Origin of the sequence: Caldimonas caldifontis, from assembly GCF_002930615.1 — a bacterium.
In the GTDB taxonomy this organism is placed as follows: domain Bacteria; phylum Pseudomonadota; class Gammaproteobacteria; order Burkholderiales; family Burkholderiaceae_C; genus Caldimonas; species Caldimonas caldifontis.
The window spans coordinates 79940-106264 of record NZ_PSNX01000016.1 but is presented as its reverse complement, the minus strand read 5'-3'; the positions used below and the strand labels follow the sequence as shown (position 1 = coordinate 106264).

The window sequence follows — 26325 nt, the reverse complement described above, 5'->3', positions numbered from 1 at the left end:
TCGAAAAGCTCGACATCATGTTCCTCGGCTTCATCACCTTCGTTCTCGTCGCTGATGGACTGCGGATGTGTTAACAGGCCCTAGTCAGGTACAGGGTAAACGAGGGGCTGGCCTGTGCGGCGATCGCGCCAGACTACGCCCGCCCGCGAATGGTTCGCGGTGAATGACCCGGTGCATGACGCTCAACGACACGACCTCGCCCTCCGCCCCGCTGGCCCGCCCCTGGCTGGCCCAGTACGGTGACCACATCCCGCGCACCCTGCCGCCACCGGCGCATCGGCATCTGGCCGCGCTGATCGGCGCGGCCTGCCAGCGCTACCGCGACCAGGTGGCCTTCACCACCTGCATGCCCAACGGCATGCATGCCTCGCTCACCTTTGCGCAGGTCGAATCCTTGTCCGACCAGTTCGCGGTATATCTGCGCGAAGTGCTGGGCCTGCCCGCCGGCGCCCGTGTGGCGCTGCAGACGCCCAACTGCCTGGCCTACCCGGTGGTGGCCTTCGGCATCTTCAAGGCGGGCTGCGTGCTGGTGAACACCAACCCGCTGTACACGCCCAAGGAGATGGCCCATCAGTTCAAGGACTCGGGGGCCGAGGCGCTGGTCATCGTGGACATGTTCGCCGACAAGCTCGACGCCATCCTCGCCCAGACGAAGATCAAGCGCGTCATCGTGGCCGAGGTCTCGCAGTTCTTCTCGATGATCCCGCGCGGCGTGATCCGCCTGGTGCAGAAGTGGTGGAACCGCACGCTGCCGCCGATCACCGTCGATCACATCCGATTGCCCCAGGCCCTGGCCGAAGGGCGGGCCGCACTGCAGTCCAAGGGCCTGCGCGTGGCCGACTACACCCGCGACCAGGGCCCCGAGTCCCTGGCGGCGCTGCAGTACACCGGGGGCACCACCGGCGTGGCCAAGGGCGCGATGCTCACCCATGGCAATCTGCTGGCCAACCACGACCAGGCCTATGCCATGGGCCGTGCGCTCATCCACGAGGGTCAGGAGGTGGTGCTCACGGCCCTGCCGCTCTATCACATCTTTGCGTTCACGTTCAACCTGTTGTGCTTCTTCACGGCCGGCGCACGCAACGTGCTGTCGCCCAGCCCGCGACCCATCGGTAACCTGCAGCGCGCCTTCGACAACTACCCCATCACCTGGATGAGTGGCGTCAACACGCTCTACAACGCCCTGCTCAACGAGGAGTGGTTCACGGCCTTCCCACCCAAGCACCTGCGTGCCGCGGTGGCCGGGGGGGCGGCGCTGCAGCATGCGGTGGCGGAGCGCTGGCGTCGCGTCACCGGCACCGTCATCGCCGAAGGCTATGGCCTGACCGAGACCTCACCGGTGGTGGCCTTCAACCCGCTCACCGGCAAGCAGAAACCCGATGCCATCGGCATCCCGGTGCCCGCCACCGACGTGCGCCTGGTCGATGACCAGGGTCGTGACGTGCCGCCGGGCGCGCCGGGCGAACTGATCGTGCGTGGTCCGCAGGTCATGCAGGGCTACTGGCAGCGTCCCGAGGACACCGCCCAGGTGCTCAAGGACGGCTGGCTGTGCACGGGCGACGTGGCCGTGATGGACGAGGAAGGCTACTTCCGCATCGTCGATCGCAAGAAGGACATGATCCTGGTCAGCGGCTTCAACGTCTACCCCAACGAGGTGGAGGATGCGATCGCCCAGCTCGACGCCGTGCTGGAGGTGGCCGTGATCGGTGTGCCCGACGCCAAGACCGGCGAGGCGGTGCGCGCCTACATCGTGCCGCAGGCCGATGGCCTCACCGAGGAGCAGGTGAGGGCGCACTGCAAGGGCCTGCTCACCGACTACAAGCTGCCCAAGGCCGTGGAGTTCCGCACCGAGCTGCCCAAATCCCCCATTGGCAAGATCCTGCGCAAGGACCTGCGCGATGAATACCGTGCCCGCCAGAAGAGCTGAACCATGCTGACCGACTTCGAAACCCGCCTGCTGGGCCTCATGATGATGGTGATCATGCTCGGCATGGGGGCCTCGCTCACCTTCAAGGATTTCCGCATCGCCTTCCGCAAGCCCCAGGGCATCCTGATCGGCCTGCTGTGCCAGTACGCCATCATGCCCTTCCTGGGCTACCTGATGACCGTGGCCCTGGGCCTGCCGCCGGCACTGGCCATCGGCCTCATCCTGATGGGCTGCATGCCCGGCGGCACCACCTCCAACATCTTTGCCTACTTCAGCAAGGGGGTGCTGGCGCTGTCCATCATGATGACCATCTGCTCCACGCTGGTGGCCGTGGTCATGGTGCCGGTGCTGCTCCAGTTCTACTCGGGCCTCACCGGGTTGCCGTCTGAGTACACCGTGCCGGCGGGCAACGTGGCCCAGGTGCTGGTCGTCCTCATCGTCCCCACGCTGCTGGGCATCGCGATGCGCAAGTGGAACCCCAACGTGGGCGCCACCGTCGAGCTCGTCGGCGGCTTCCTGGGGGTGGTCGTGATCCTGTTCCTGGTGCTCACCTGGGTGCCACGCAACCACCAGCTGCTCTTCACCACGCCGGGTTCGGTCTATTTCGCCGCCATCGGCTTGGGGCTGATCGGCATGGCGCTGGGCTACGGCCTGTCGCGCCTGTTGCGCCAGGACGCCCGGCGCAGCCGCACCATCGCGCTGGAAACCGGCATCCAGAACGGCCCGCTGGCGGTGCTGATCGTGCTGCTGACCTTCCGCGACGAGCTGCAGCAGCAGGTCCTGTTGATCCCGGTGCTGTACTCGCTCTTCATCGTGCTCACTTCCAGCGCGGTCACGGTGTGGTTCCGGCGCATCACCACCCGGGAGGAGCTGGCTCGCGACCAGGCCAAGGTGCCCACGGCGGTCAAGCCGGTACCAGGGGCCAAGGCCGCCTGAGCCGAGGGCCGGGACTCCTCCACGGGCCTGCGCGCTCAGCGCCCGGCGGCCTGTGGCCGGATGGAACTTGACCGGCACCGGCCCCTCGAACGGACCATGCCCTCGACCGTCCGCTCCCCCGGCTGGCGCGCCAGGCTGTCCGGGATGCTCGGCGGCCTGGGCCTGCTTGCGGCCGCCTGGGCGGCACCCGCGGGCGCCAGCGACACCGTGCGCACCGATGAAGTGCGCGCCCAGCTTATTGCCCACGCCCCCGACGGGCTGGGCCCGGGCCGGCCGCTGTGGCTGGGGCTGAAGCTGGAGCACGCCCCGCACTGGCACACCTACTGGAAGAACCCGGGCGACTCCGGTCTGCCCACCACCCTGGCCTGGACCCTGCCGGCCGGCGTCCAGGCCGGCGAGATCGACTGGCCCACACCCGAGCGGCTGCCCTTCGGTCCGCTCATCAACTACGGCTACGAGAACACCGTGGTGCTGCCCGTGCCGGTCCAGGTGGATGCGGCGTGGTCGGCCTCGCGCCTGGACGTGGTCCTGCAGGCCGACTGGCTGGTGTGCAAGACCGAGTGCATCCCGCAGTCTGGCGACTTCCGCCTGAGCCTGCCGGCCGATGGCCGTCCGCTCCTCACCCATGCAAGTGACTTCGAGGCCGCCTGGGCGGCCCGTCCGGCGCAATGGGCCGGTGCCCGCGCGACGGCGCGCGTTGAGGGGGGCGCCCTGCGGGTTGACGTGGACGGCTTGCCGCCCGACGTGCAGGGGCGCCCGGCCGAGGTGTTCCCCGAAACCGCCGGGGTCCTGGAGCCGGCGGCGCCCTTCACCCAGGACTGGCGGGATGGCGGCTGGCGCTCGGCCCTGCCGCTGAATGCGCAGCGCAGCGCCAGCCCCGACGTGCTGCCCCTCGTCCTGCGCTTCGGCCCGGACCAGGCGCTGCGGGTCACCGCCAGCGTCGAAGGCGGCTGGCCCGCCGGGGCGGCGCCGCCCACCGTGTCGCCGGCGCTGCAGGCTGCCCTGGACGCCAACGCCCGCGACGCCGCGTCACGCGACGCCGCGTCACGCGGCCGCGCCCCCGCGATGGGCTGGGGCCTGGCCCTGCTGGCGGCGGCCGTGGGCGGGCTGCTGCTCAACCTCATGCCCTGCGTGTTTCCGGTCCTGTCCCTGAAGCTGCTGGGCGCTGTGCAGCACGCGCATTCGCCTCGTGAGCGGATGGCCGGCGGCCTGGCCTACACCGCCGGGGTGGTGCTGTCCTTCCTGGCCCTGGCGGGCCTGCTGCTGGCGCTGCGTTCGGCGGGCGAGCAACTCGGCTGGGGGTTCCAGCTCCAGTCCCCGGCCGTGGTGGCGGCCCTCGCGGTGCTCTTCACCCTCATCGGGTTGAACCTCGCCGGCGTGTTCGAGTTCGGCAGCCTGCTGCCCTCGGGCGTGGCGTCGGCGCGGGCCCGCCACCCCATGGCCGACAGCTTCCTGTCCGGCCTGCTGGCCGTGGCGGTGGCATCGCCTTGCACGGCGCCTTTCATGGGGGCCTCCCTCGGTCTGGCCGTCACCTGGCCACCGGCCCAGGCGCTGAGCGTGTTTGCCGCGCTGGGCCTGGGCATGGCCTTGCCCTACCTGCTGGTGACGGCCGTGCCGGCCCTCGCGAAGCGGCTGCCGCGCCCCGGGGCCTGGATGGCGCAGTTCCGCACGGCCATGGCCTTCCCGATGTTCGCCACGGTGGTCTGGCTTCTGTGGGTCCTCGGCCACCAGATCGGGATCGACGGGGCGGCGGTCTGGCTGGGGGTGCTGGTCGCCCTGGGCTTTGCCGCCTGGGCCTGGGCCAGCCCGGGCTTCAGCCGGCGTGCGCGCTGGGGCTGGGGCCTGCCGGGCCTTCTTGTGCTGGGCGGCATGCTGGCCTGGGCCGGCCCGGCCCTGCGCGAGTCGCCCGGGGTTGCCACCGCGCCGGCCACGAGGGCGGCCGATGACCCCTGGCAGCCCTGGAGCCCGCAGGCCGTGCAGACGGCGCTGGCCCAGGGCCAGCCGGTCTTCGTTGACTTCACCGCCACCTGGTGCGTCACCTGCCAGGTCAACAAGCGCACCACCTTGTCACGCGAGGAGGTGCTCGACGACTTCCAGCGCCGTGGCGTGGTGTTGCTGCGCGCCGACTGGACGCGCCGTGACCCGGCCATCACCGAGGCACTGGCCGCGCTCGGCCGCAACGGCATCCCTGTCTATGCCCTCTACCGGGCGGGCCAGCCCCCGCTCGTGATGTCCGAGATCCTCACCGCGCCCCAGGTCCGAGAGGCCCTGGCCGCGCTGGACGCACCGGCCTGAGGCCGTGTGCCCCCACCCGCCAGAAAGGAGTCCCCCATGACCTTGCGCCTGATGACTGCCATCCTGAGCCTGGGCCTGCTGACCGCGACCTCCGCGTGGGCCGCGCCCACCGTCGGCCAGCCCGCCCCCGCCTTCCGAGCCCTGGACACCCGGGGCCAGCCGGTCCAGCTGTCCGACTTCCGCGGCAAGCATGTCGTGCTGGAATGGGTGAACCCCGGCTGCCCCTTCGTGCGCAAGCACTACGGCGGCAACATGCAGGCCACCCAGCAGTCGGCCACCGATCGTGGCGTGGTCTGGCTCACCATCAGCTCCACCGAACCGGCCAGCGCCGACTACAAGAAGCCGGCCGACCTTGGCGCCTGGATGGCCTCGCAGAAAGCCCGCGCCACCGCCACGCTGATGGACGACGACGGCAAGGTGGGCCGGGCCTATGGCGCACGCACCACCCCGCACATGTACGTGATCGATCCCCAGGGCACCCTCGTCTATGCGGGCGCCATCGACAGCCGGCCGACGGCCCGGGTGTCCGACATCGAAGGGGCCACCAACTACGTCCGGCAGGCCCTCGACGAATTGCTGGCCGGCAAGCCGGTCTCCACCCCGGTCACCCAGGCCTATGGGTGTTCCATCAAGTACATGAACGCGGGCTGAGGCCGGCCGGCGCGGGCTGCGGGTAGACTGTTTCCGTGCGCTTCCGCCTGCCCCGATGACTTCGCCCGAGATCCAGCTCCTCACGCCGGACACGCCGGAGTGGTTCGATGCCACCCGGCTCATCTTCCGCGAGTACGCCGACGCGATCGGCATCGACCTCGGTTTCCAGGGCTTCGAGGAGGAGCTGGCCTCGCTGCCCGGCGAGTACGCCGAGCCCGGCGGCAAGCTGTTGCTGGCCCTGCTCGACGGCGAGCTGGCGGGCTGCGGCGCGTTCCGGCCCGCCCCCGAGGTCGACTACCCCAATGCCTGCGAAATGAAGCGCCTGTATGTGCGGCGCGCCTTCCGGCGCTTCGGGCTGGGCCGGGCCCTGGCCGAGGCGCTCATGGACGAGGCCCGTCGCGCCGGCTATTCGGTGATGCTGCTCGACACCCTGGACGACATGGAGGCCGCCCGCGGCCTGTACGCGACGCTGGGCTTCGAGGAGATCCCGCCCTACTATTACAACCCCATCCCCGGGGCCCACTACCTGAAGGTCGATCTCGACGAGAGCGTCACGAGGTACTGAGCCCAGGCTCTGCACGGAGGCGCCCATGAACCCCTTCCGCCACCTGCTCAAGGCCGCCGGCGCCCACCCGCCCGTGGGCACCTGGGTGGTGTCCTCGAACGCCCTGGCCGCCGAGGCCCTGGGCCATGCCGGCTTCGACTGGGCCGTGCTCGACCTCGAACACACCACCACCGACCTCGGCGACCTCGTCCACCTGCTGCAGGCTGTGGGCAACACCCGCATGGTGCCGGTGGTGCGCCTGCCCTGGAACGAACCGGTGATGGTCAAGCGTGTGCTCGACGCCGGCGCGCTGACGGTGATGTTTCCCTTCGTGCAGAACGCCGAGGAGGCCCGCCGGGCCGTGGCGGCCACCCGTTACCCGCCCGAGGGGGTGCGCGGTGTGATGGGCCTGAGCCGCGCCACCCGCTATGGCACGGCCACCCAGGCCCTGCGCCATGCCAACCAGTCGGTGGGCGTGATCGTGCAGATCGAGACCCGCGAGGCCCTCGACGAGCTCGAGGCCATTGCCACCGTGCCGGGGGTCGATGCCGTCTTCGTCGGCCCGGCAGACCTGTCCGCGAGCCTGGGCCATCTTGGCGAGCCCGCCCATCCGCAGGTGATGGAACTGCTGGCCCGGGCCGTGGACCGCTGCAAGGCCCTGGGCCGGCCGGTGGGCACCATGGGGGCCTCGGCCGAACTCGTGGCCCAGTACCGTGCCATGGGGTTCGACTTCGTTGGGGTGGGCAGCGACCTCGGCCTGATGATGCGCGGCGCCCAGGCGGCCCTGTCAGCCTTGCGCACCCAGGACACCACCATCGTCCACTCGGTGACGGCCGGCACACTCACACGCTGAACACCGCGGCGCGGTTACAGCGAGGTACGCGCTTAGGATCGGGCCTGATCCTGCCGCGCCCTGACATGACCACCCACGCCGACACCCTGCGCCCCGCCACGGACACCCCCGCCTTGCTGGGTGAATCTCCGCTGTGGCACCCCACCGAGCAGCGCCTCTACTATTGCGACATTCCCGGGCATCGCCTGCATCGTCTCGACCCGGCCACGGCACGGCTCGAGACCTGGGCGTTCGAGACCGATGTCTCCGCGTGTGCCCCGTCCCGGCGCGGCGGGCTGGTGCTCACGCTGCGCAGCGGCATCGTGCACTTCGATCCGGCCACGGGGGCACGCACCCCGCTGGCCGAGGCTCCCTACGACCCGGCCCTTGAACGTTTCAACGATGGCAAGTGCGACCCCGCAGGCCGCCTGTGGGTGGGCACGATCTATGAGCCGCGCGACCCGCCCCTGGCGGCGCTGTACTGCCTGGGCGAAACCGGCCGCCTGACCCGGCGCGCCGGGGGCATCACCGTCTCCAACGGCCTGGCCTGGAGCCCGCAGGGCGACACGATGTACTGGTCCGACACCAAGGCCCACACCATCTATGCCTTCGACTACGACGTGGCCCGCGGCGACCTGGGCGAGCGGCGTGTGTTTGCGCGCTTCGATCGCCGCGTCGAAGGGCAGCCCCTGGACCGCTATGGCGGCCGCCCCGACGGGGCCGCGATGGACGCAGAAGGCTGCTACTGGGTGGCCATGTTCGAGGGCGGGCGTGTGTTGCGGCTGTCACCGCGCGGCGAGGTGCTGCACGAGCTGCGCCTGCCGGTGCGTTGTCCCACGATGCCTTGTTTCGGCGGGTCGGACCTGCGCACCCTCTACATCACCACCGCGCGCGAAAAGCGGCCTGCCGACGAACTCGCCGCCCAGCCCTGGGCCGGCCAGGTGCTGCAGGTGAGGGTGGACGTGCCGGGCCTGCCGGCCGTGGCCTGCGCCCTCTGATCAGCCGTCAAGGCCCGCGCTAGCGGCAAGCGCCGCCATCGGCAAGCCCCTGTCGGACGCGCGCGACAAAGTCGCAGCAGCCAGGGGGATGGAAAGTACGTGGGGGTTTCCACGTATAATCCCGAGGCTTTGCCGCAACCAACTGTAACTTTCGTGCCCCACATGCCCGAACGGACCCCGAACGGCCATGCGCAGGCGCAGGAAGCGCAACCGGCGCCGCAGGCCCATGACCCCCAAGGTCATTGGCGCGACGACTGGAAACAGGAAGATGCGGATGAAGCCGAGCACTTCAAGCCCCTGACGCGAGAACAAGCGTCGGTCTTGCGTGCGAAGCACCCGCCGCTCTCGCCCTGGCGGGTGGTCATGGCCCAGGCCGTGGCGGGGCTGGTGGTGGCTGCGCTGGCGTGGCTTGTCACCGGCAAGGGCGAGACGGTCGTCTCGGCGCTGATCGGCGCGGCGGTCGTGGTGGTGCCGGGGGCCTTGCTGGCCCGCGGGATGACCGGCGCTCCTGGGGCGAACCCCGGCACCGTGGTGCTGAGGTTCATGGTCTGGGAGTTGGTGAAGATCGTCGTGGCCGTTGCCATGCTGGTGGCGGCTGCAAGACTCGTGCCCAACCTGAGCTGGCTGGCCGTGCTGGCGGCGATGGTGGTGTGCTTGAAAGTGAATGGGGCGGCCCTGCTGTGGCGGGGTCGGGTGAAACAGACACAAACCGTCGCCGCAGGCGACCGTTGACGAGAACGAACGATGGCAGCCGAAGGACAAGCGCTCACCGCCGGTGAATACATCACCCACCACCTGGTCCATCTGCAGAACAAGAAGCAGACCGAGATCATCGACTTCTCGGTCATCAACGTCGATTCCCTGTTCTGGTCCTCCCTGCTGGGCATCGTGACCGTGCTGTTCATGGCCTATGTCGCCCGGCGGGTCCATGCCGGCGTGCCCGGCCGCCTTCAGGGGCTGGTCGAGATGCTGGTCGAGATGGTCGACAACCAGGCCAAGGGCATCGTCCACAACGAAACGTCTCGCCGCGCCGTCTCCGCCGCTGCTCTGACCGCCTTCGTCTGGATCTTCCTGATGAACGCCATGGACCTGGTGCCGGTCGACTTCATCCCCCAGATCTGGCACGTGGCCGGTCCGGCCATGGGGTTCCCTGACTACATGCGTGTCGTGGCCACGGCCGACCTGTCCATCACCCTGGGCATGTCCACCTTCGTGCTGGCCATGTGCCTGTACTACGGTATCAAGGTCAAGGGCCTGGGCGGCTTCGTGAAGGACCTGTTCTCGGCGCCTTTCCATGCCCACGGCTTCGCGGCCGTGCTGCTGGCTCCCTTCAACTTCCTGCTCAACCTCATCGAGTATGCCGCCAAGACCATCTCGCATGGCATGCGACTGTTCGGGAACATGTACGCAGGTGAACTGGTCTTCATGCTGATCGCGCTGATGGGCGCGGGCGCAGCGCTGTCGCTGAGCGGCTCGCTGCTCTTCGTCGGCCATGTGATCGCCGGCACGATCTGGGCCCTGTTCCACATCCTGGTGATCACCTTGCAGGCTTTCATTTTCATGATGCTGACGCTGATCTACGTCGGCCAGGCCCACGAAAGCCACTGAGTTTCAAGCCGCCGGGGACGTGGGTCCGCCGGCCTTTTTTCGGTTTTTTCTTCCGTCCGTCAACAACCTTCCAATAGGAGCAATCATGGAAAACATTCTGGGTCTTGTCGCGCTGGCTTGCGGTCTGATCGTGGGCCTGGGCGCCATCGGCGCTTCCATCGGCATCGCGCTGATGGGTGGCAAGTTCCTCGAGTCGTCGGCCCGCCAGCCCGAGCTGATGAACGAACTGCAGACCAAGATGTTCATTCTGGCCGGCCTGATCGACGCGGCCTTCCTGATCGGTGTGGCCATCGCTCTGCTGTTCGCCTTCGCCAACCCGTTCGTGCTCGCCTGATCGGCTTCATTTCTCTCTTTGCGGATTCCGATCCGTCTTCGATTCCAGAGAAACGAAAGGCCTGATCCATGAACATCAACGCGACACTCGTTGCGCAGTTCGTGGTCTTTGGCATCCTGATGTGGTTCACGCTGAAATACGTGTGGCCGCCCATCACCAAAGCCCTCGACGAACGCGCGCAGAAAATCGCCGACGGTCTGGCTGCGGCCGACAAGGCCAAGGCCGAGCTCGCCAATGCGAACCAGCAGGTCCAGCAGCAGCTGGCCGCTTCGCGCGACGAAACTTCCAAGCTGCTGGCTGACGCCGAGCGTCGGGCCCAGGCCATCATCGACGAGGCCAAGAAGAAGGCCAGCGAGGAAGGCGAGAAGATCGTTGCCGCGGCTCGTGCTGAGGCTGACCAGCAAGTCGTCCAGGCCCGTGAGGCCCTGCGTGAGCAGGTCGCCACGCTGGCTGTGAAGGGGGCCGAACAGATCCTGCAACGCGAGGTGAACGCCTCGGTGCATGCCGATCTGCTCAACCGCCTGAAAACCGAGCTGTGACCATGGCCGAGCTTGCAACCATCGCACGTCCCTACGCCGAGGCCCTGTACCGGGTGGCCGGTGCCAACGCGGCTCAGCTCGCCGACCAGATCGACGCGCTGGCGGCCGTGGCGGCCGAACCCCAGGTGCGCCAGTTCGCCGCCAACCCCAAGGTGAGCGCCGAACAGGTCTTCGAGCTCTTCACCTCCGTGATCAAGTCGCCGCTGGGCAAGGAAGCCTCGAACTTCCTGCGCACTGCGATCGACAACGACCGCGTGGCCGCCATCCCCGAGATCGCGACGCAACTGCGCTCGCTGATCAATGCCGCGGCCGGCGCAGCCGAGGCGCGCATCGTCAGCGCCTACCCGCTGACCGATGACCAGCTGGCTCAGTTGCTGCCCGCGCTCGAAAAGCGCTTCGGCCGCAAGCTGAACGCCAAGGTGGAGGTCGAGCCTGCGCTGATCGGTGGCGTGCGCGTGGTGGTGGGCGACGAGGTGCTGGACACCTCGGTCAAGGCACGACTCGAACGCATGAAGGTGGCGCTGACGGCCTGAGGCCCACAACGCTTTAACGCAACGGTCTAACGCAACGGTTCTTTGCCCGGGATGGCCCGGGGCCAGAACCCGGTTCAGGCCCCGGGCCGACAACCAGACTGGGAGTACGCAATGCAACTGAATCCCGCAGAAATTTCCGAACTCATCAAGAGCCGCATCGAGGGTCTCGGCGCCTCTGCCGACATCCGCAACCAGGGCACCGTGGTATCGGTGACGGACGGCATCTGCCGTATCCATGGCCTGTCCGACGTGATGCAGGGCGAGATGCTTGAATTCCCGGGCAACACCTTCGGCCTGGCGCTCAACCTGGAGCGCGATTCCGTCGGCGCGGTGATTCTGGGTTCCTACGAGCACATTTCCGAAGGCGACACGGTCAAGTGCACCGGCCGCATCCTGGAAGTGCCCGTGGGCCCCGAACTCATCGGCCGCGTGGTCAACGCCCTCGGCCAGCCCATCGACGGCAAGGGCCCGATCAACGCCAAGATGACCGACGTGATCGAGAAGGTCGCGCCGGGCGTGATCGCGCGCCAGTCGGTGTCGCAGCCGCTGCAGACCGGCCTGAAGTCCATCGACTCCATGGTGCCTATCGGCCGTGGCCAGCGCGAGCTGATCATCGGTGACCGCCAGACCGGCAAGACCGCCGTGGCGATCGACACCATCATCAACCAGAAGGGTCAGGGCGTCACCTGCATCTACGTCGCCATCGGCCAGAAGGCTTCGTCGATCAAGAACGTGGTGCGTGCCCTCGAACAGCATGGTGCGATGGAGTACACCATCGTCGTGGCGGCATCGGCTTCCGAATCGGCGGCGATGCAGTACGTGTCGGCCTACTCGGGTTGCACGATGGGCGAATATTTCCGCGACCGCGGCCAGGACGCGCTGATCGTCTATGACGACCTGTCCAAGCAGGCCGTGGCGTATCGCCAGGTGTCGCTGCTGCTGCGCCGCCCGCCCGGCCGCGAAGCCTTCCCCGGCGACGTGTTCTACCTCCACAGCCGTCTGCTGGAGCGCGCTGCGCGCGTGAACGCCGAGTATGTCGAAGCCTTCACCAAGGGCGAAGTCAAAGGCAAGACCGGTTCGCTGACCGCGCTGCCCGTGATCGAAACCCAAGCCGGCGACGTGTCCGCCTTCGTGCCGACCAACGTGATCTCGATCACCGACGGCCAGATCTTCCTGGAAACCAACCTGTTCAACGCCGGCATCCGTCCCGCCATCAACGCGGGTATCTCGGTGTCTCGTGTGGGCGGTGCGGCCCAGACCAAGCTGATCAAGGGTCTGTCCGGCGGTATCCGTACCGACCTGGCGCAGTATCGTGAACTGGCGGCCTTTGCGCAGTTCGCCTCCGACCTGGACGAAGCCACCCGCAAGCAGCTCGACCGCGGTGCCCGTGTGACCGAGCTGCTCAAGCAGGCCCAGTACAGCCCGCTGCCCATCAGCCTGATGGCGGCCACGCTGTTCGCGGTGAACAAGGGCTACCTGGATGACGTGGACGTCAAGAAGGTCCTGGCCTTTGAAGCCGGCCTGCACCAGTACCTCAAGACCAGCCACGCGGCGCTGCTGAACAAGCTCGACACCGACAAGGCCATGGACAAGGACGCCGAGGCTGAACTGACCGCCGCGATCGCCGCGTTCAAGAAGTCCTTCGCCTGATCAACCCTGAGGAAGGAGTTCCGTCATGGCGGCAGGCAAGGAAATACGCGGCAAGATCAAATCGGTGGAGAACACCAAGAAGATCACCAAGGCCATGGAGATGGTCGCCGCCTCCAAGATGCGCAAGGCGCAGGACCGCATGCGTGCGGCCCGGCCTTACGCGGACAAGGTGCGCAACATCACGGCCAACCTGGCCCAGGCCAATCCGGAGTACAAGCCGGCGTTCCTGCAGAAGAACACCGGCACCGGCCAGGTCGGCGTCATCGTGGTGACGACCGACAAAGGTCTGTGCGGCGGCCTGAACACCAACATCCTGCGGGCCACCACGGCCAAACTGAAGGAACTGGAAGCCCAGGGCCTGAAGGCGCAGGCGGTGGCGATCGGCAACAAGGGCTTCGGCTTCCTCAACCGCATCGGTGCCAAGGTGGTCACGCACGTCACCCAACTGGGCGACAAGCCGCATCTCGACCGGCTCATCGGGCCGGTCAAGGTACTGCTCGACCAGTACGCTGAGGGCAAGCTCGATGCGGTCTACCTGTGCTACACCCGTTTCATCAACACGATGAAGCAGGAGCCGGTGATCGAGCAACTGCTGCCCCTGGCGGCCGACAAGCTGCAGGCCGACAAGGACGCGCACGCCTGGGACTACCTCTACGAGCCCGACGCGCCCACCGTCATCGATGAACTGCTCACGCGCTACATCGAGGCCATCGTCTATCAGGCCGTGGCCGAGAACATGGCGTCCGAGCAGTCCGCGCGCATGGTGGCCATGAAGGCGGCGACCGACAACGCGGGCAACCTGATCAACGAGCTCAAGCTCGAATACAACAAGACCCGTCAGGCAGCGATCACGAAGGAACTGTCCGAGATCGTCAGTGGCGCGGCGGCCGTGTAAGCGGCACCGCGACAGCCCGCATCAACGAATATTGATTGAAGGAACGAAAAATGGCTGAAGGCAAGATCGTTCAGTGCATCGGCGCCGTGGTGGACGTGGAGTTCCCCCGCAATGCGATGCCCAAGGTGTACGACGCCCTGAAGATGGAAGGCTCGACGCTGACGCTGGAAGTGCAGCAGCAGCTCGGCGACGGCGTGGTGCGCACCATCGCGCTCGGCTCCTCCGACGGCCTGCGCCGCGGCATGACCGTGAAGAACACCGGCCATCCCATCACCGTGCCCGTGGGCAAGGCCACGCTCGGCCGCATCATGGACGTGCTGGGGGCGCCCATCGACGAGCGCGGCCCTGTGAGCCAGGAGCTCACCGCCTCCATCCACCGCAAGGCCCCGGCCTATGACGAGCTGTCGCCCTCGCAGGAACTGCTCGAGACCGGCATCAAGGTGATCGACCTGATCTGCCCGTTCGCCAAGGGCGGCAAGGTGGGTCTGTTCGGTGGCGCCGGCGTGGGCAAGACCGTGAACATGATGGAGCTCATCAACAACATCGCCAAGGCGCACTCGGGTCTGTCCGTGTTCGCCGGCGTGGGTGAGCGTACCCGTGAAGGCAACGACTTCTATCACGAGATGATGGAGTCGGGCGTGGTGGTGGACGAGGACCTGTCCAAGTCCAAGGTGGCCATGGTCTACGGCCAGATGAACGAGCCCCCGGGCAACCGTCTGCGCGTGGCCCTGACCGGCCTGACCATAGCCGAGTCCTTCCGCGATGAAGGCCGCGACGTGCTGTTCTTCGTGGACAACATCTACCGCTACACGCTGGCCGGTACCGAAGTGTCCGCCCTGCTGGGCCGCATGCCGTCCGCCGTGGGCTACCAGCCGACGCTGGCCGAGGAAATGGGCAAGCTGCAAGAGCGCATCACCTCCACCAAGGTGGGCTCGATCACCTCCATCCAGGCCGTGTACGTGCCCGCGGATGACTTGACCGACCCGTCGCCTGCCACGACCTTCGCCCACCTGGACGCCACCGTCGTGCTCTCGCGTGACATCGCCGCGCTGGGCATCTACCCCGCCGTGGACCCGCTGGACTCCACCAGCCGCCAGGTCGATCCCAACGTCGTGGGCGAAGAGCACTACAACACGACCCGCGCCGTGCAGGCCGTGCTGCAGCGCTACAAGGAACTGCGCGACATCATCGCCATCCTGGGCATGGACGAACTGTCGCCGGAAGACAAGCTGGCCGTGGCCCGCGCCCGCAAGATCCAGCGCTTCCTGTCGCAGCCTTTCCACGTGGCCGAGATCTTCACCGGCGCGCCTGGCAAGTACGTCCCGCTGTCGGAAACCATCCGCGGCTTCAAGATGATCGTGAACGGCGAGTGTGACCACCTGCCCGAGCAGGCGTTCTACATGGTCGGCACCATCGACGAGGCGTTCGAGAAGGCCAAGAAGCTGCAGTGATCTGCCGCCCTTCCTTCTGACACGTTAAAGGACCCTGAGCATGGCCACCATTCAAGTGGATGTCGTTTCGGCCGAGGAGTCGATCTTCTCGGGCGCAGCGAAGTTCGTCGCCCTGCCGGGCGAGGCAGGTGAGCTGGGCATCCTGCCCAAGCACACGCCGCTGATCACGCGCATCAAGCCGGGCGCGGTGCGCATCGAGCGGGCCGACAACGGTGAGGAAGAGTTCGTGTTCGTGGCCGGCGGCATCCTCGAGGTGCAGCCCGACCACGTGACCGTGCTGGCCGACACCGCCATCCGCGGCAAGGACCTGGACGAAGCCAAGGCGGCCGAGGCCCAGAAGCTGGCCGAGGAGGCGATGAAGAACGCCAAGAGCGACATCGACTTCGCCAAGGCCCAGAGCGAGTTTGCGGCCATGGCCGCGCAGATTGCGGCGCTGCGCAAGTTCCGCAAGAAGTAAGCGGCTCCTCGCCAGCCACGACAACGCCCACATCGTGTGGGCGTTGTGCTTTGTGGGCCGCTTTGTGGTCCGATCAGCGCCGCAAGTCGACGACCGGGTCGGGCAGTTCGTTCACGCCGGCTTGGCCGGCAGCCACGGGGAAGTGGCGTTCGAGCAGGGCGCTGACCTCGTCGATGGCGCGGGCCAGGCCCTCTTCGAAGCGGCCCTGGGCAAAGGCTTCGGCCATGTGGGCGATGAGCGGCTGCCACTGGTCGGGGGCGATGTGGCGGGCCAGGCCCCGGTCAGCCACGATCTCGATGTCGTGCTCGACGAGCAGCACGTAGATGAGCACGCCGTTGTTGAGTTCGGTGTCCCACACGCCGAGCTTGCCGAAGAGGCTCAAGGCCCGTTCGCGGATGTGGCCGTCGCGCCAGAGGTAGCTCAGCGGCAGGCTGGCTTCGACACACACGCGGATCTCGCCGCTGTGGCGGCGCTCGCTGTCGGCCACGCGCTGCTGCAGGCGCTGCAGCGCGGCGGCGTCGAGCAGCCGGCGGGCATCGCGGTCGTCCCACCAGCGGTGTTTGAGGAAGCGCAGCAGGCTGACCATGCTCACCACCGCCCGGAGGCACCGCCTCCACCGAAGCTGCCGCCGCCCCCGGAGCCGAAACCGCCCCCGCCACCCCAGCCGCCGCCCCCGCGACCGCCACCCCAGATGACGGGGCCGCCCGAGCGGCCGCCCCGGCCGCCACCGATACCGCCGCCCGAGCCCATGGCCAGGGCGACCACCAGGGCCACGACGCCGATCAGCGCGCCCATCAGGATCGACGCCGTGACCAGCCAGCCCACGGCCCCGATGACGCCGCCCGTGGCGAGCGAGCCCAGGCGCCGCCCCATCATGCTGGACAGGATGCCGCCGACGATGGGGGTGCCCACCAGCACGAAGGCCAGCCACTCGCCCAGCCCGGGCGCGGCATCACCGCGCCGGCTGCCCTGCGCGGGGGCGGGCAGGCCCTCCCCGCGGATCAGGCCCATGAGGCGGTCCAGGCCGGCGTCGATGCCGCCGGCAAAGTCACCCTGGCGGAAAGCCGGGGTGATGAACTCGTCGATGATGCGGTAGGCGGCCAGGTCGGGGATGGCCCCCTCGAGCGCACGGGCCACCTCGATACGCACGCGGCGGTCATTCTTCGCCACCACGAGCAGGAGGCCATCGCCCACGTCCCGCCGGCCGATCTTCCAGGCGTCCGCCACACGGTAGGCATAGGCGGCAATGTCCTCCGGCTGGGTGCTGGCCACCATCAGCACCACGATCTGGCTGCCCTGGGCTTGCTCGAAAGCTGCCAGCTTGGCCTCCAGCGCCTGCTGCTGTTCGGGGCGCAGGGTGGCCGTCTGGTCGATCACGCGCGCGGTGAGCGCCGGCACGGGCTGCAGCTCCTGCGCCTGCGCGAGCGGCAGCAGGAGGCTGCCCAGCAGGCCCAGGCCCAGCGCTGCAGCGGCCCGCCACCGGGTGAGGGCGCCCATCATGCTCAGCGCGAGGCCCCGCCGCCGAAGTCCACCGTCGGCGGACGCGAGATCTCGGCCTCGTTGGTCACCGTGAAGCTGGGCTTGGGCTCATAGCGGAAGACCATGGCCGTGAGGTTGGTGGGGAAGCTGCGGGCAAGCACGTTGTACGCCTGCACGGCCTTGATGTAGCTGTTGCGGGCCACCGTGATGCGGTTCTCGGTGCCTTCGAGCTGGACGCGCAGGTCCTGGAAGCCCTGGTTGGCCTTCAGGGTGGGGTAGTTCTCGCTGATGGCCATCAGGCGCGACAGCGCGCTGCCCAGCTCGCCCTGCGCCTGCTGGAAGCGGTTGAAGGCCTCGGGGTTGTTCAGCGTCTCGGGCGTGACCTGCAGCGCGGTGGCGCGCGAGCGGGCTTCGATCACGCGGGTCAAGGTCTCCTGCTCGAAGTTGGCTTCACCCTTGACGGTGTTGACGATGTTGGGGATGAGGTCGGCGCGGCGCTGGTACTGGTTGAGCACCTCCGACCACGAGGCCTTGACCTGTTCGTCCAGGCGCTGGAAGTCGTTGTAACCGCAGCCAGTGAGCAGCAGCCCGGCGGCCACGGTGAGGCCAACCGTCAGTCGGCGGAAAAAGTGGATCATGGCAGTCTCCCTCAGGTGTTCGGTGCATGATCTTGCCACGCCTGCCCCAGTTGGGGCCGCCCCTCACTTTTACAATCCTGCGATGACCGCCCCACTGCACAACGACCAGTTCCTGCGTGCCCTGCTGCGCCAGCCCACCGATCACACTCCAGTGTGGCTGATGCGACAGGCCGGCCGCTACCTGCCCGAATACAAGGCCACGCGCGAGCGGGCCGGCAGTTTCATGGGCCTGGCCACCTCGCCCGACCTGGCCACCGAGGTCACGCTGCAGCCGCTGGAGCGCTACGACCTGGATGCAGCCATCCTGTTTTCGGACATCCTCACCGTGCCCGACGCCATGGGGCTGGGGCTGAGCTTCGCCCAGGGTGAAGGCCCGCGCTTTGCCACACCGGTGCGCGACGAGGCCGATGTGGCGAAGCTGGCCGTGCCCGACATGGCCCGCTTGCAGTATGTCTTCGACGCGGTGCGCTCCATCCGCAAGGCCCTCGATGGCCGGGTCCCGCTGATCGGCTTCTCAGGCAGCCCCTGGACCCTGGCCTGCTACATGGTCGAGGGCAGCGGCTCGGACGACTACCGTCTGGTCAAGAGCCTCATGTACCGCCGTCCGGACCTGATGCACCGCATCCTGTCGGTCAACGCAGATGCGGTGGCGGCCTACCTGAATGCCCAGATCGAGGCGGGGGCCCAGGCGGTCATGGTGTTCGATTCCTGGGGCGGTGTGCTGGCCGATGGCGCCTTCCAGACCTTCAGCCTCGCCTACACGCGCCGGGTGCTGGACCAGCTGATCCGTGAGCACGAGGGCCGCGTGGTACCGCGCATCGTCTTCACCAAGGGGGGCGGGCTGTGGCTGGACGAGATCGCCGCCCTGCCCACCGAAGCCGTCGGGCTCGACTGGACGGTGAACCTGGGTCGGGCTCGTGCCCAGGTGGGCCATCGCGTGGCCTTGCAGGGCAATCTCGATCCCAACGTGTTGTTTGCCGAGCCTGCGCAGGTGGAGGCTGAGGTGATCCGTACGCTCGACAGTTTCGGCACGCCCCGCAATCCCGATGGCAGCTGGGCCGGACATGTGTTCAACCTGGGTCATGGCATCAGCCAGTTCACGCCGCCCGAGCATGTGCAGGTGCTGGTGGACACGGTGCACCGACACTCGCGTGCACAACGGGTCAGCCGGTGACAGGCTTTGCGCACATCGCACGGAACAACCCGGGCTTACCCCCAAATCGGTCACTTGCAGCTTGACTTATCCCCAAATTGGAGCGAGCACCTGCGTCCTTCGACAAATGCTGCGGTGAAGCATCGGCAGGCGACAAGGCAGCGCTAAGTGCTTGATTCATATGGATACAGATCGCGTGCTCAGGACTGCATCAAACCAAGCTGGCCTTGACGGCACAAGCACTTAGCGAGCGTTTTCGCAGCTTGCCCACAAAGTTTTCCACAGGTTCTGTGGATGTCTGGGAAAAGCCTTTGTTCTCAAGTGCTTAGCCCCGTTTTCTCGACGAACTCACAAGACTGCACGCCAAGTTGATGTCTCAAGCCTGCACCCTGGCCGTGGTGGTCGATGCGCCGCAGCACAGCGCCTTGCGCGAAGCCTTGAGCTATCTGAGCGACACCGCCTGGCCGGCGGGGACGCTGGTGCAGGTGCCCTTGGGCCGGCGCATGGTGTGCGGCATCGTCTGGCCGGCCGCGGCGGGCGACCCGGAGCCCGGCGTCGAGTTGCGCCCGGTGGCGGCGGCGCTCGACACCCTGGCGCCGCTGCCACCCCACTGGTGCAACCTGGTGAGCTTTGCGGCCGGCTACTACCAGCGCAGCGTCGGCGAGGTGGCCCTGGGCGCCGTGCCGCCCGAACTGCGCCGGCTCGACAACAAGCAGCTGGCGTTGCGCCTCAAGCGGCTGGCGCGCCTGACGCCGCCGGGCGGGGCGGCCCCGGTCTGGCCCGACCCCACCCCCGAGCAGGCGGCCGCCCTGCGGGCCTGGCGCGAGGCCGGCACCCAGCCGGCGCTGCTCTTCGGCAGCACCGGCAGCGGCAAGACCGAGGTGTATCTGCGCGCCGTGGCCGACACCCTGGCGGCCGGGCGCCAGGCGCTGGTGCTGGTGCCCGAGATCAACCTCACGCCCCAGCTCGAGCAGCGCTTCGCCGAGCGCTTCCCCGACCGGCTCATCGTCTCGCTGCACAGCGGCCTCACGCCGGCCCAGCGGCTGCGCCACTGGTTGGCCGCCCACCTGGGCCAGGCCGACATCGTGCTGGGCACGCGCATGGCGGTGTTCACCCCGCTGCCGCGGCCGGGCCTGATCGTGGTGGACGAGGAACACGACCCGTCCTACAAGAGCCAGGAGGGCGCGCGCTATTCGGCGCGTGATCTGGCGGTCTACCGCGGGCGGCTGGAGCAGTGCCCGGTGCTGCTGGCCTCGGCCACCCCCTCGCTGGAGAGCTGGCACCAGGCCGAGCGCGGCCGTTACGTGCGCCTGTCCATGCCCACCCGCATCGGCGGTGGCGTGCTGCCCACGGTGAAATTCATCGACCTGAATCACGTGCCCCGTGCGGCGGCGCATCACGAGGCCTTGACGCCGCCGCTGCTGGCCGCCCTGGGGCAGCGCCTGGAGCGCGGCGAGCAGAGCCTGGTGCTGCTCAACCGCCGGGGTTATGCGCCGGTGCTGCACTGCCTGGAGTGCGGCTGGAAGAGCGGCTGCCCGCACTGCAGTGCCTGGCGGGTCTTCCACCGCTCGGACCGCAGCCTGCGTTGCCACCACTGCGGCTACACCGAGCGGGTGCCGCGCGCCTGCCCGGACTGCGGCAATGCCGACATCCGCCCCGTGGGCCGCGGCACCGAGCGGCTGGAGGAGCAGCTGGCCGAGGCCCTGCCCGGCGCGCGCGTGGCCCGCATCGACGCCGACACCACCCGCGCCAAGGGGGCGCTGGAGGCCGAGCTGGGGCGCATGCATGCCGGCGAGGTGGACATCCTCGTGGGCACCCAGATGGTGGCCAAGGGACACGACTTCCGGGGGGTGACGCTGGTGGCGGTGGTGAACCCGGATGCGGCGCTCTTCTCCAGCGATTTCCGCGCGGGCGAGCGCCTCTTTGCGCTGCTGATGCAGGCGGCCGGGCGGGCGGGGCGCGACGCGGCACAGGCGGCTCGGTCGGAGGTGCTGGTGCAGACCTGGCACCCGGCGCATCCGCTCTATCAGGCCCTGCGCACGCACGACTACGAAGCGTTTGCAGCCAGCCAGCTGGCCGAGCGGGCCATGGCCGGCCTGCCGCCGCATGCCCACCTGGCGCTGGTGCGTGCCGAGGGGCGCACCCAGGAGGGGGCGCAGGCCTGGCTGCAGGCGGCTGCGGACCTGGCGGGAGTGCCGCAGGGGGTGACGCTCTACCCCCCGGTGCCGATGAGCTTGCAGCGTGTGGCCAACATCGAGCGGGCCCAGATGCTGGTGGAAGCGGCGTCGAGGCCGGTGCTGCAGCGCTTCCTGGCCGACTGGGTGCCCGCACTGCACGGCCTGCGCGGCGACCACAAAGGCCTGGTGCGCTGGGCGGTCGATGTGGACCCGCTGGCGATCTGAAGGCATCGAAGGCCCGGTGGGCATGCGCTGATCGCACCGTGATGGCGGTGTTCGACCCCGGGCTTTACAAAACTTCCCACAAGGCCTCGCCAGGCTTCACGTGGGGCTGCCACACTCTCTGTCACTGAACCCGGGCCGCCGTCCGGGAGTCTTCCTGTCTGACCATGAGCATCGTCCTTCCGTCTTCTGCCCCTCGCCGCCGTCCGATCCGCTGGGTGATGGCCCTGGTGGTGCTGCTCGCCGTGTCGGCGGTGGCCTGGTGGGCGTGGCAGCGCTTCGGCCAGGCGCCCAACCCGCGCGAGACCTACCAGATCGTGAAGGTGCAGCGCGGGGACATCGAGGACCTCGTCACCGCCACCGGCACGCTGCAACCGCGCGACTACGTGGATGTGGGGGCGCAGGTGTCGGGCCAGCTGAACAAGATCCACGTGGAGGTGGGCAGCAACGTCAAGGAAGGGGACCTGCTGGCCGAGATCGACGCCACCGTCTATGCCGCCAACGTGGATGCGCGCCGCGCCTCGCTGCGCAACCAGCGCGCCACGATGGTCGAACGCGAGGCCCAGCTGCGTCTGGCGCAGATCCAGTACGAGCGCCAGAAGAACCTGATGGCCGCCGACGCGACCACGCAGGAATCGCTTCAGCAGGCCGAGACCGCGCTGGCGGCGGCGCAGGCGCAGATCCAGGCGCTGAAGGCCCAGATCGAACAGGCCGAGTCGACGCTGCGGGCCGACGAGGCCAACCTGCGTTTTGCCAAGATCTACGCGCCCATGGATGGCACGGTGGTGTCGATCACGGCGCGCCAGGGCCAGACGCTCAACACCAACCAGTCGGCGCCCATCCTGATGCGCATCGCCGACCTGTCCACGATGACGGTGCAGACCCAGGTGTCCGAAGCCGACGTGAGCAAGCTGCGCCTGGGCATGCCGGCCTACTTCACCATCCTGGGCGGGCAGGGACGGCGGTGGTCGGGCGAGCTGCGCAAGATCGAGCCCACACCCACGGTGACGAACAACGTGGTGCTCTACAACGCGCTCTTCGATGTGCCCAACCCCAACCAGACGCTGATGACGCAGATGACCGCCCAGGTCTTCTTCGTGGCGGCGTCGGCGCGGGATGCCGTGTGGGTGCCGGCCGCAGCGGTGACGGCAGCCCCGCGCCGCGCGCCGCGCGATGCACCCGAGCCGGCACCGGCGAGCGCGAACGGCGCCCCTGCGGGCGCGGCGGCCCCCGGCGTCGAGGGCCTGCCCAGCCGCGAGGCCCTGGCCGCCATGACGCCGGATGAACGCCGCGTGACCTTGGAGCGACTGACGCCCGACCAGCGCCAGGCGCTGCGCGAGCGCCGCGCGGCCGCGGGCGGCAACGGTGCGCCACGGCGCGCCACGGTGCGTGTGATCGACGCCGAAGGTCGCATCGAGGAACGCACCGTGGAGCTGGGCGTGAGCAACCGCGTGCAGGTGCAGGTGCTGTCCGGCCTGGCAGTGGGCGAGGAGGTGATCGCCGGCCAGCGTCAGGTGGCCGGCCGTGGGAATGAGCGGCCGTCGGGCGCGTCCTCCAACCCCCTGGGCCTGGGCGGAGCGCCGCGGCGATGAAGCGCGAAACCGAAGTCTCGCTGCACGCCACCGGCGATGGGCCCGAAGGGCCACCGCTGATCGCGCTGTCGGGCGTGACCCGTGTGTACAACGCCGGCGAGGCGGCCGTGCAGGTGCTGCATGGCGTGGACCTCACGATCCGTGAAGGCGAGTTCGTCGCCATCATGGGCGCCTCGGGTTCGGGCAAGTCCACCCTGATGAACATCCTCGGCTGCCTCGACCGGCCCACCGCCGGCAGCTACCGTTTCCGGGGCCAGGAGGTGGCATCGCTGGACAGTGACGAGCTGGCCCGCCTGCGCCGCGAGGAGTTCGGCTTCGTCTTCCAGAGCTATCACCTCATCGCGGGCGCCACCGCGCTGGAAAACGTGGAAGTGCCGGCGATGTACTCCGGCAGCCCGCCGGCCCAGCGGCATGCGCGCGCGCGCGAACTGCTCGGTGAGCTGGGGCTGGCCGACCGCCTGCACCACCGCCCCAACCAGCTGTCGGGCGGCCAGCAGCAGCGGGTGTCGATTGCGCGGGCCCTGATGAACGGCGGGCGCATCCTGCTGGCCGATGAACCCACCGGCGCGCTGGACAGCAAGACGGGCGAGGAGGTGATGCGCCTGCTCACCGAGCTGTGGCAGCGCGGGCACACGGTGATCCTCATCACCCACGAGAAGGAAGTGGCCGATCACGCCCAGCGCATCATCGAGATCAAGGATGGCCGCATCGTGGCCGACCGCGCCCAGGCCGCCTCTCCCGAAACACCCCGTGCGCGCCTGGCCGTGCCGGCACCGCCTGCACACGATGGGTCGGTCCTGGCCGAGATCGTCGAGGCTGCCAAGATGGCCTGGCGCTCACTGCGCAGCAATGTCTTCCGTGCGGTGCTCACCTTGCTGGGCATCGTGATCGGCGTGGGCTCGGTCATTGCGATGATGGCCATCGGCGACGGCGCCAAGCAGCAGGTGCTCGACCGCATCGGCGCGATGGGCTCCAACCTGCTTCTGGTGCGTCCCGGCGCCCCCAACCAGCGGGGCAGCTGGGGCATCACCACGCTCGTGAACGAGGACGTGAAGGCGATCAACGCCGAGGTTCCCAACGTGCTGGCGGCCATTCCCGAGCAGAACACCACGGTGACGGTGCGCTTCGGCAACCAGGACATGCAGACCTCGGCCAACGGCACCTCGCATCTGTTCCCGCTGGCGCGCCAGTGGCCCGTGGCCCAGGGCATCTTCTTCAGCGAGGCCGATGCGCTCGACTATGCGGCCGTGGCCGTGCTGGGCCAGACCGTGGCGCGCGCCCTCTTTCCCGATGGCCAAGACCCGCTGGGCCAGTACGTGCTGGTCAACAACCTCGTCTTCCAGGTGATCGGCGTCATGGCCGAACGCGGGGCCTCGCCCATGGGCTCCGACCAGGACGACGTGATATTCATCCCCTTCGAGACCAGCAGCCTGCGGGTGTCGGGCCAGCGCCACCTGCGCAACGTGACGGTGGCGGTGGAGGATGTGAGCCGCATCGACCAGACCCAGCAGGACGTGGAGCTGCTGCTGCTCGAACGCCATGGGGTGGTGGACTACCAGATCCGCAACATGGCCTCGATCATCGAGACCACCGAGCAGACGGCCAACACCATGACCATCCTGCTCGGCTCGATCGCGGCCATCTCCCTGCTGGTGGGCGGGATCGGCGTGATGAACATCATGCTCGTCTCGGTGACCGAACGCACGCGCGAGATCGGCATCCGCATGGCCACGGGGGCGCGCGAGCGCAACATCATGCAGCAGTTCCTGATCGAGGCCCTGGTGGTCACGTCGCTGGGCGGGGCCGTGGGCGTGGTGGCGGGCCTGAGTGTGGCGGCCGTGGTCGGGGCCTTCGGACCGGCCGTGCAGTACTCGGCCTCACCGGTCCTGCTGGCCTTTGGCTGTGCCTTTGCCACCGGGCTGGTCTTTGGTTTCCTGCCGGCGCGCAAGGCCGCGCGGCTCGATCCGGTGGTCGCGCTGTCCGCCCAATAACTGCCGCCCAACGACATGAGTGCTCCCTTGCTGTCCCTGCGCCACGCGGCCTGGCCGCTGATCCTGGGCCTCACGCTCACCGGCTGCGCCCTCCAGGGGCCGGCCACACGAGTGGAGGTCGCCATGCCTTCGGCCTGGACGACGTCTGTCACGCCGGCGCCCTCGCTCGAGGGCTCCTGGTGGCGCAGCTTCGGTGCGGCCCCGCTGCTCGACCTCATCGACGAAGCCCTGGCGGCCAACCCCGACCTGGCGCAGACGGCCGAGCGTGTCGTGCAGGCCGAACTGGGCCTGCGCAATGCCGGCGCCTCGCTCTTTCCCTCGGTGAGTGCCGGCGCCAGCACCTCGGCACGCCGCAGCGACGGCGGCGACGGGCCGTCGAGCCGCAGCGAATCGACCAGCGCCTCGCTGTCGGTGGGCTACGAGGTGGACCTGTGGGGCCGTCTGGCTGCGGGCCGCCGCAGTGCCCAGGCGGGCGTCGAGGCCAGCCGCTTCGACCTCGACAGCGCCCGCCTCAGCCTCGCAGCCGGTGTGGCCCAGGCCTGGTTCCAGACCCTGGCGCTGCGTGTGCGCCTGGACATCGCCCGCGAGAACCTGGCGCTGGCCGAACGACTGTTCAACATCGTGGAGGTGCGCTATCGCAACGGCGCTGCCTCGGCGCTGGACCTCAGCCGCCAGCGCACCACCGTGCTGAGCCAGCGCGCCGCCTTGCTGCCCCTGCAGGAGCAGCTGCGCCAGACCGAGGGGGCGCTGGCCTTGCTGCTGGGCCGTGCGCCTCAGGGCTATGCCGTTCCCGAGGCGGACTTCGCGGCCGTGGCCATTCCCGAGGTGGCCCCAGGCCTGCCCTCCGATCTGCTGGTGCGCCGCCCCGACCTCGCCGCCGCGCAAGCGCGCCTGGCCGCCGCCGATGCCAACGTGGAGGCGGCGCGGGCCGCGCTGCTGCCGTCCTTTGAGCTCTCCGGCTCGGCGGGCCTGGCCTCCGCGGCCTTGCTGTCCTTCAGCAACCCGGTCAGCACCGCCACCCTGGCCGCCTCGATCGCACAGACCCTCTTCGACGGCGGGCGCCGCCAGGTGCAGGTCGAACTCAACGAGTCCCAGCGTCGTCAGCTCGTCGAGGGCTACCGGGCGGCCGTGTTGTCGGCCCTGCAGGACGTGGAGGTGGCGCTGGCCCAGGCGGCCCGCTACCGCGAGCAGGAGCAGGCCCAGCAGACCATCCGCGAGGAAGCCCAGCGGGCGCTGCAGCTGGCCGAACGCCGCTACCGCGAAGGGGTGGACGATCTGGCGACCCTGCTGGACGCGCAACGCACGCTCTTTTCGGCGCAGGACAACCTCGCGCAGACGCGGCTGGCACGGCTGGGGGCGGCGCTGGATCTGTTCAAGGCGTTGGGTGGGGGGTGGTCGAAACCAGGGTGAAGCGAGCGCCGGG

At 68.7% G+C, this 26325-nt stretch carries 24 protein-coding genes; 21 read left to right on the top strand and 3 right to left on the bottom strand.

What is annotated here, in order from left to right; all coding sequences use genetic code 11:
- Positions 1-175: 175 nt before the first annotated feature.
- The 16 genes from C1704_RS16235 (at position 176) to C1704_RS16160 (ending at position 15650) form a co-directional block, all read left to right on the top strand.
- Complete coding sequence (locus C1704_RS16235) at positions 176-1927, top strand: AMP-binding protein (RefSeq protein WP_104303778.1); 1752 nt, start codon at positions 176-178, stop codon at positions 1925-1927.
- Positions 1928-1930: 3 nt separating this feature from the next.
- Positions 1931-2863, top strand: a complete 933-nt coding sequence (locus C1704_RS16230; protein WP_104303777.1) for a bile acid:sodium symporter — start codon at positions 1931-1933, stop codon at positions 2861-2863.
- Between the two features lie 96 nt (positions 2864-2959).
- Positions 2960-5158 carry a protein-disulfide reductase DsbD family protein gene (locus C1704_RS16225; protein WP_245876527.1) on the top strand — a complete coding sequence of 733 codons (2199 nt, stop codon included), beginning with the start codon at positions 2960-2962 and terminating at the stop codon, positions 5156-5158.
- 36 nt (positions 5159-5194) lie between these two features.
- Positions 5195-5809, top strand: coding sequence for a thioredoxin family protein (locus C1704_RS16220; protein ID WP_104303775.1), 615 nt, complete (start codon positions 5195-5197; stop codon positions 5807-5809).
- 55 nt (positions 5810-5864) lie between these two features.
- A complete protein-coding gene (locus tag C1704_RS16215) occupies positions 5865-6374 on the top strand; it encodes a GNAT family N-acetyltransferase (RefSeq protein ID WP_104303774.1) in 510 nt (169 codons plus the stop codon).
- A 25-nt stretch (positions 6375-6399) separates the two neighbouring features.
- Positions 6400-7206, top strand: a complete 807-nt coding sequence (locus C1704_RS16210; protein ID WP_104303773.1) for an HpcH/HpaI aldolase family protein — start codon at positions 6400-6402, stop codon at positions 7204-7206.
- Positions 7207-7271: 65 nt separating this feature from the next.
- Complete coding sequence (locus tag C1704_RS16205) at positions 7272-8183, top strand: SMP-30/gluconolactonase/LRE family protein (protein WP_104303772.1); 912 nt, start codon at positions 7272-7274, stop codon at positions 8181-8183.
- A gap of 162 nt (positions 8184-8345) precedes the next feature.
- Positions 8346-8915: an ATP synthase subunit I gene (locus C1704_RS16200; RefSeq protein WP_104303771.1), complete on the top strand. Its 570-nt coding sequence runs from the start codon at positions 8346-8348 to the stop codon at positions 8913-8915.
- Positions 8916-8927: 12 nt separating this feature from the next.
- Positions 8928-9791, top strand: a complete 864-nt coding sequence (gene atpB, locus C1704_RS16195) for a F0F1 ATP synthase subunit A (RefSeq protein WP_104303770.1) — start codon at positions 8928-8930, stop codon at positions 9789-9791.
- A gap of 85 nt (positions 9792-9876) precedes the next feature.
- A complete protein-coding gene (gene atpE / locus C1704_RS16190; RefSeq protein WP_035603606.1) occupies positions 9877-10125 on the top strand; it encodes a F0F1 ATP synthase subunit C in 249 nt (82 codons plus the stop codon).
- Between the two features lie 68 nt (positions 10126-10193).
- Complete coding sequence (locus C1704_RS16185; RefSeq protein WP_104303769.1) at positions 10194-10664, top strand: F0F1 ATP synthase subunit B; 471 nt, start codon at positions 10194-10196, stop codon at positions 10662-10664.
- Between the two features lie 2 nt (positions 10665-10666).
- A complete protein-coding gene (locus C1704_RS16180) occupies positions 10667-11197 on the top strand; it encodes a F0F1 ATP synthase subunit delta (RefSeq protein ID WP_104303768.1) in 531 nt (176 codons plus the stop codon).
- A gap of 111 nt (positions 11198-11308) precedes the next feature.
- Complete coding sequence (atpA, locus tag C1704_RS16175) at positions 11309-12847, top strand: F0F1 ATP synthase subunit alpha (RefSeq protein WP_104303767.1); 1539 nt, start codon at positions 11309-11311, stop codon at positions 12845-12847.
- 25 nt (positions 12848-12872) lie between these two features.
- Positions 12873-13742 carry a F0F1 ATP synthase subunit gamma gene (atpG, locus tag C1704_RS16170; protein ID WP_104303766.1) on the top strand — a complete coding sequence of 290 codons (870 nt, stop codon included), beginning with the start codon at positions 12873-12875 and terminating at the stop codon, positions 13740-13742.
- 50 nt (positions 13743-13792) lie between these two features.
- The gene (atpD, locus tag C1704_RS16165) at positions 13793-15193 is read left to right on the top strand and encodes a F0F1 ATP synthase subunit beta (RefSeq protein WP_104303765.1); all 1401 of its coding nucleotides are present in this window, start codon (positions 13793-13795) and stop codon (positions 15191-15193) included.
- A gap of 40 nt (positions 15194-15233) precedes the next feature.
- Positions 15234-15650, top strand: a complete 417-nt coding sequence (locus C1704_RS16160; protein ID WP_104303764.1) for a F0F1 ATP synthase subunit epsilon — start codon at positions 15234-15236, stop codon at positions 15648-15650.
- 73 nt (positions 15651-15723) lie between these two features.
- Here C1704_RS16160 and C1704_RS16155 read toward each other — a convergent pair whose 3' ends face one another.
- The 3 genes from C1704_RS16155 to C1704_RS16145 are packed head-to-tail and all read right to left on the bottom strand — an operon-like array spanning position 15724 to position 17767.
- Positions 15724-16236: a TPM domain-containing protein gene (locus C1704_RS16155; protein ID WP_104303763.1), complete on the bottom strand. Its 513-nt coding sequence runs from the start codon at positions 16234-16236 to the stop codon at positions 15724-15726.
- Positions 16237-16238: 2 nt separating this feature from the next.
- On the bottom strand, positions 16239-17147 hold the full coding sequence (locus C1704_RS16150; protein ID WP_104303788.1) for a TPM domain-containing protein: 909 nt from the start codon (positions 17145-17147) through the stop codon (positions 16239-16241).
- 5 nt (positions 17148-17152) lie between these two features.
- Positions 17153-17767, bottom strand: a complete 615-nt coding sequence (locus tag C1704_RS16145) for a LemA family protein (protein ID WP_104303762.1) — start codon at positions 17765-17767, stop codon at positions 17153-17155.
- 82 nt (positions 17768-17849) lie between these two features.
- Here C1704_RS16145 and hemE point away from each other — a divergent pair, with 82 nt between their 5' ends.
- From hemE to C1704_RS16120, 5 genes are all read left to right on the top strand, one after another.
- Entirely contained in the window at positions 17850-18941 is a 1092-nt protein-coding gene (gene hemE, locus C1704_RS16140) for a uroporphyrinogen decarboxylase (protein ID WP_104303761.1), read from the top strand.
- A 350-nt stretch (positions 18942-19291) separates the two neighbouring features.
- Complete coding sequence (locus C1704_RS16135; protein ID WP_104303760.1) at positions 19292-21322, top strand: primosomal protein N'; 2031 nt, start codon at positions 19292-19294, stop codon at positions 21320-21322.
- 164 nt (positions 21323-21486) lie between these two features.
- A complete protein-coding gene (locus tag C1704_RS16130; RefSeq protein ID WP_104303759.1) occupies positions 21487-22911 on the top strand; it encodes an efflux RND transporter periplasmic adaptor subunit in 1425 nt (474 codons plus the stop codon).
- A complete protein-coding gene (locus tag C1704_RS16125; RefSeq protein ID WP_104303758.1) occupies positions 22908-24902 on the top strand; it encodes a MacB family efflux pump subunit in 1995 nt (664 codons plus the stop codon). The genes C1704_RS16130 and C1704_RS16125 overlap by 4 nt, the downstream gene beginning before the upstream one ends.
- A gap of 15 nt (positions 24903-24917) precedes the next feature.
- Complete coding sequence (locus tag C1704_RS16120) at positions 24918-26312, top strand: efflux transporter outer membrane subunit (RefSeq protein ID WP_104303757.1); 1395 nt, start codon at positions 24918-24920, stop codon at positions 26310-26312.
- Positions 26313-26325: the final 13 nt, after the last annotated feature.

What these genes read in the sequence shown, in the direction of transcription:
- atpE (WP_035603606.1), top strand. Translation starts at nt 9,877, where the DNA reads ATGGAAAACATTCTGGGTCTTGTCGCGCTGGCTTGCGGTCTGATCGTG.
- hemE (WP_104303761.1), top strand. Translation starts at nt 17,850, where the DNA reads ATGACCGCCCCACTGCACAACGACCAGTTCCTGCGTGCCCTGCTGCGC.
- C1704_RS16130 (WP_104303759.1), top strand. Translation starts at nt 21,487, where the DNA reads ATGAGCATCGTCCTTCCGTCTTCTGCCCCTCGCCGCCGTCCGATCCGC.
- C1704_RS16225 (WP_245876527.1), top strand. Translation starts at nt 2,960, where the DNA reads ATGCCCTCGACCGTCCGCTCCCCCGGCTGGCGCGCCAGGCTGTCCGGG.
- C1704_RS16125 (WP_104303758.1), top strand. Translation starts at nt 22,908, where the DNA reads ATGAAGCGCGAAACCGAAGTCTCGCTGCACGCCACCGGCGATGGGCCC.
- C1704_RS16180 (WP_104303768.1), top strand. Translation starts at nt 10,667, where the DNA reads ATGGCCGAGCTTGCAACCATCGCACGTCCCTACGCCGAGGCCCTGTAC.
- C1704_RS16220 (WP_104303775.1), top strand. Translation starts at nt 5,195, where the DNA reads ATGACCTTGCGCCTGATGACTGCCATCCTGAGCCTGGGCCTGCTGACC.
- atpA (WP_104303767.1), top strand. Translation starts at nt 11,309, where the DNA reads ATGCAACTGAATCCCGCAGAAATTTCCGAACTCATCAAGAGCCGCATC.
- C1704_RS16150 (WP_104303788.1), bottom strand. Translation starts at nt 17,147, where the DNA reads ATGGGCGCCCTCACCCGGTGGCGGGCCGCTGCAGCGCTGGGCCTGGGC.
- C1704_RS16135 (WP_104303760.1), top strand. Translation starts at nt 19,292, where the DNA reads ATGTCTCAAGCCTGCACCCTGGCCGTGGTGGTCGATGCGCCGCAGCAC.
- C1704_RS16230 (WP_104303777.1), top strand. Translation starts at nt 1,931, where the DNA reads ATGCTGACCGACTTCGAAACCCGCCTGCTGGGCCTCATGATGATGGTG.
- C1704_RS16210 (WP_104303773.1), top strand. Translation starts at nt 6,400, where the DNA reads ATGAACCCCTTCCGCCACCTGCTCAAGGCCGCCGGCGCCCACCCGCCC.
- C1704_RS16215 (WP_104303774.1), top strand. Translation starts at nt 5,865, where the DNA reads ATGACTTCGCCCGAGATCCAGCTCCTCACGCCGGACACGCCGGAGTGG.
- C1704_RS16155 (WP_104303763.1), bottom strand. Translation starts at nt 16,236, where the DNA reads ATGGTCAGCCTGCTGCGCTTCCTCAAACACCGCTGGTGGGACGACCGC.
- atpB (WP_104303770.1), top strand. Translation starts at nt 8,928, where the DNA reads ATGGCAGCCGAAGGACAAGCGCTCACCGCCGGTGAATACATCACCCAC.
- C1704_RS16200 (WP_104303771.1), top strand. Translation starts at nt 8,346, where the DNA reads ATGCCCGAACGGACCCCGAACGGCCATGCGCAGGCGCAGGAAGCGCAA.
- atpG (WP_104303766.1), top strand. Translation starts at nt 12,873, where the DNA reads ATGGCGGCAGGCAAGGAAATACGCGGCAAGATCAAATCGGTGGAGAAC.
- C1704_RS16120 (WP_104303757.1), top strand. Translation starts at nt 24,918, where the DNA reads ATGAGTGCTCCCTTGCTGTCCCTGCGCCACGCGGCCTGGCCGCTGATC.
- atpD (WP_104303765.1), top strand. Translation starts at nt 13,793, where the DNA reads ATGGCTGAAGGCAAGATCGTTCAGTGCATCGGCGCCGTGGTGGACGTG.
- C1704_RS16235 (WP_104303778.1), top strand. Translation starts at nt 176, where the DNA reads ATGACGCTCAACGACACGACCTCGCCCTCCGCCCCGCTGGCCCGCCCC.
- C1704_RS16185 (WP_104303769.1), top strand. Translation starts at nt 10,194, where the DNA reads ATGAACATCAACGCGACACTCGTTGCGCAGTTCGTGGTCTTTGGCATC.
- C1704_RS16160 (WP_104303764.1), top strand. Translation starts at nt 15,234, where the DNA reads ATGGCCACCATTCAAGTGGATGTCGTTTCGGCCGAGGAGTCGATCTTC.
- C1704_RS16145 (WP_104303762.1), bottom strand. Translation starts at nt 17,767, where the DNA reads ATGATCCACTTTTTCCGCCGACTGACGGTTGGCCTCACCGTGGCCGCC.
- C1704_RS16205 (WP_104303772.1), top strand. Translation starts at nt 7,272, where the DNA reads ATGACCACCCACGCCGACACCCTGCGCCCCGCCACGGACACCCCCGCC.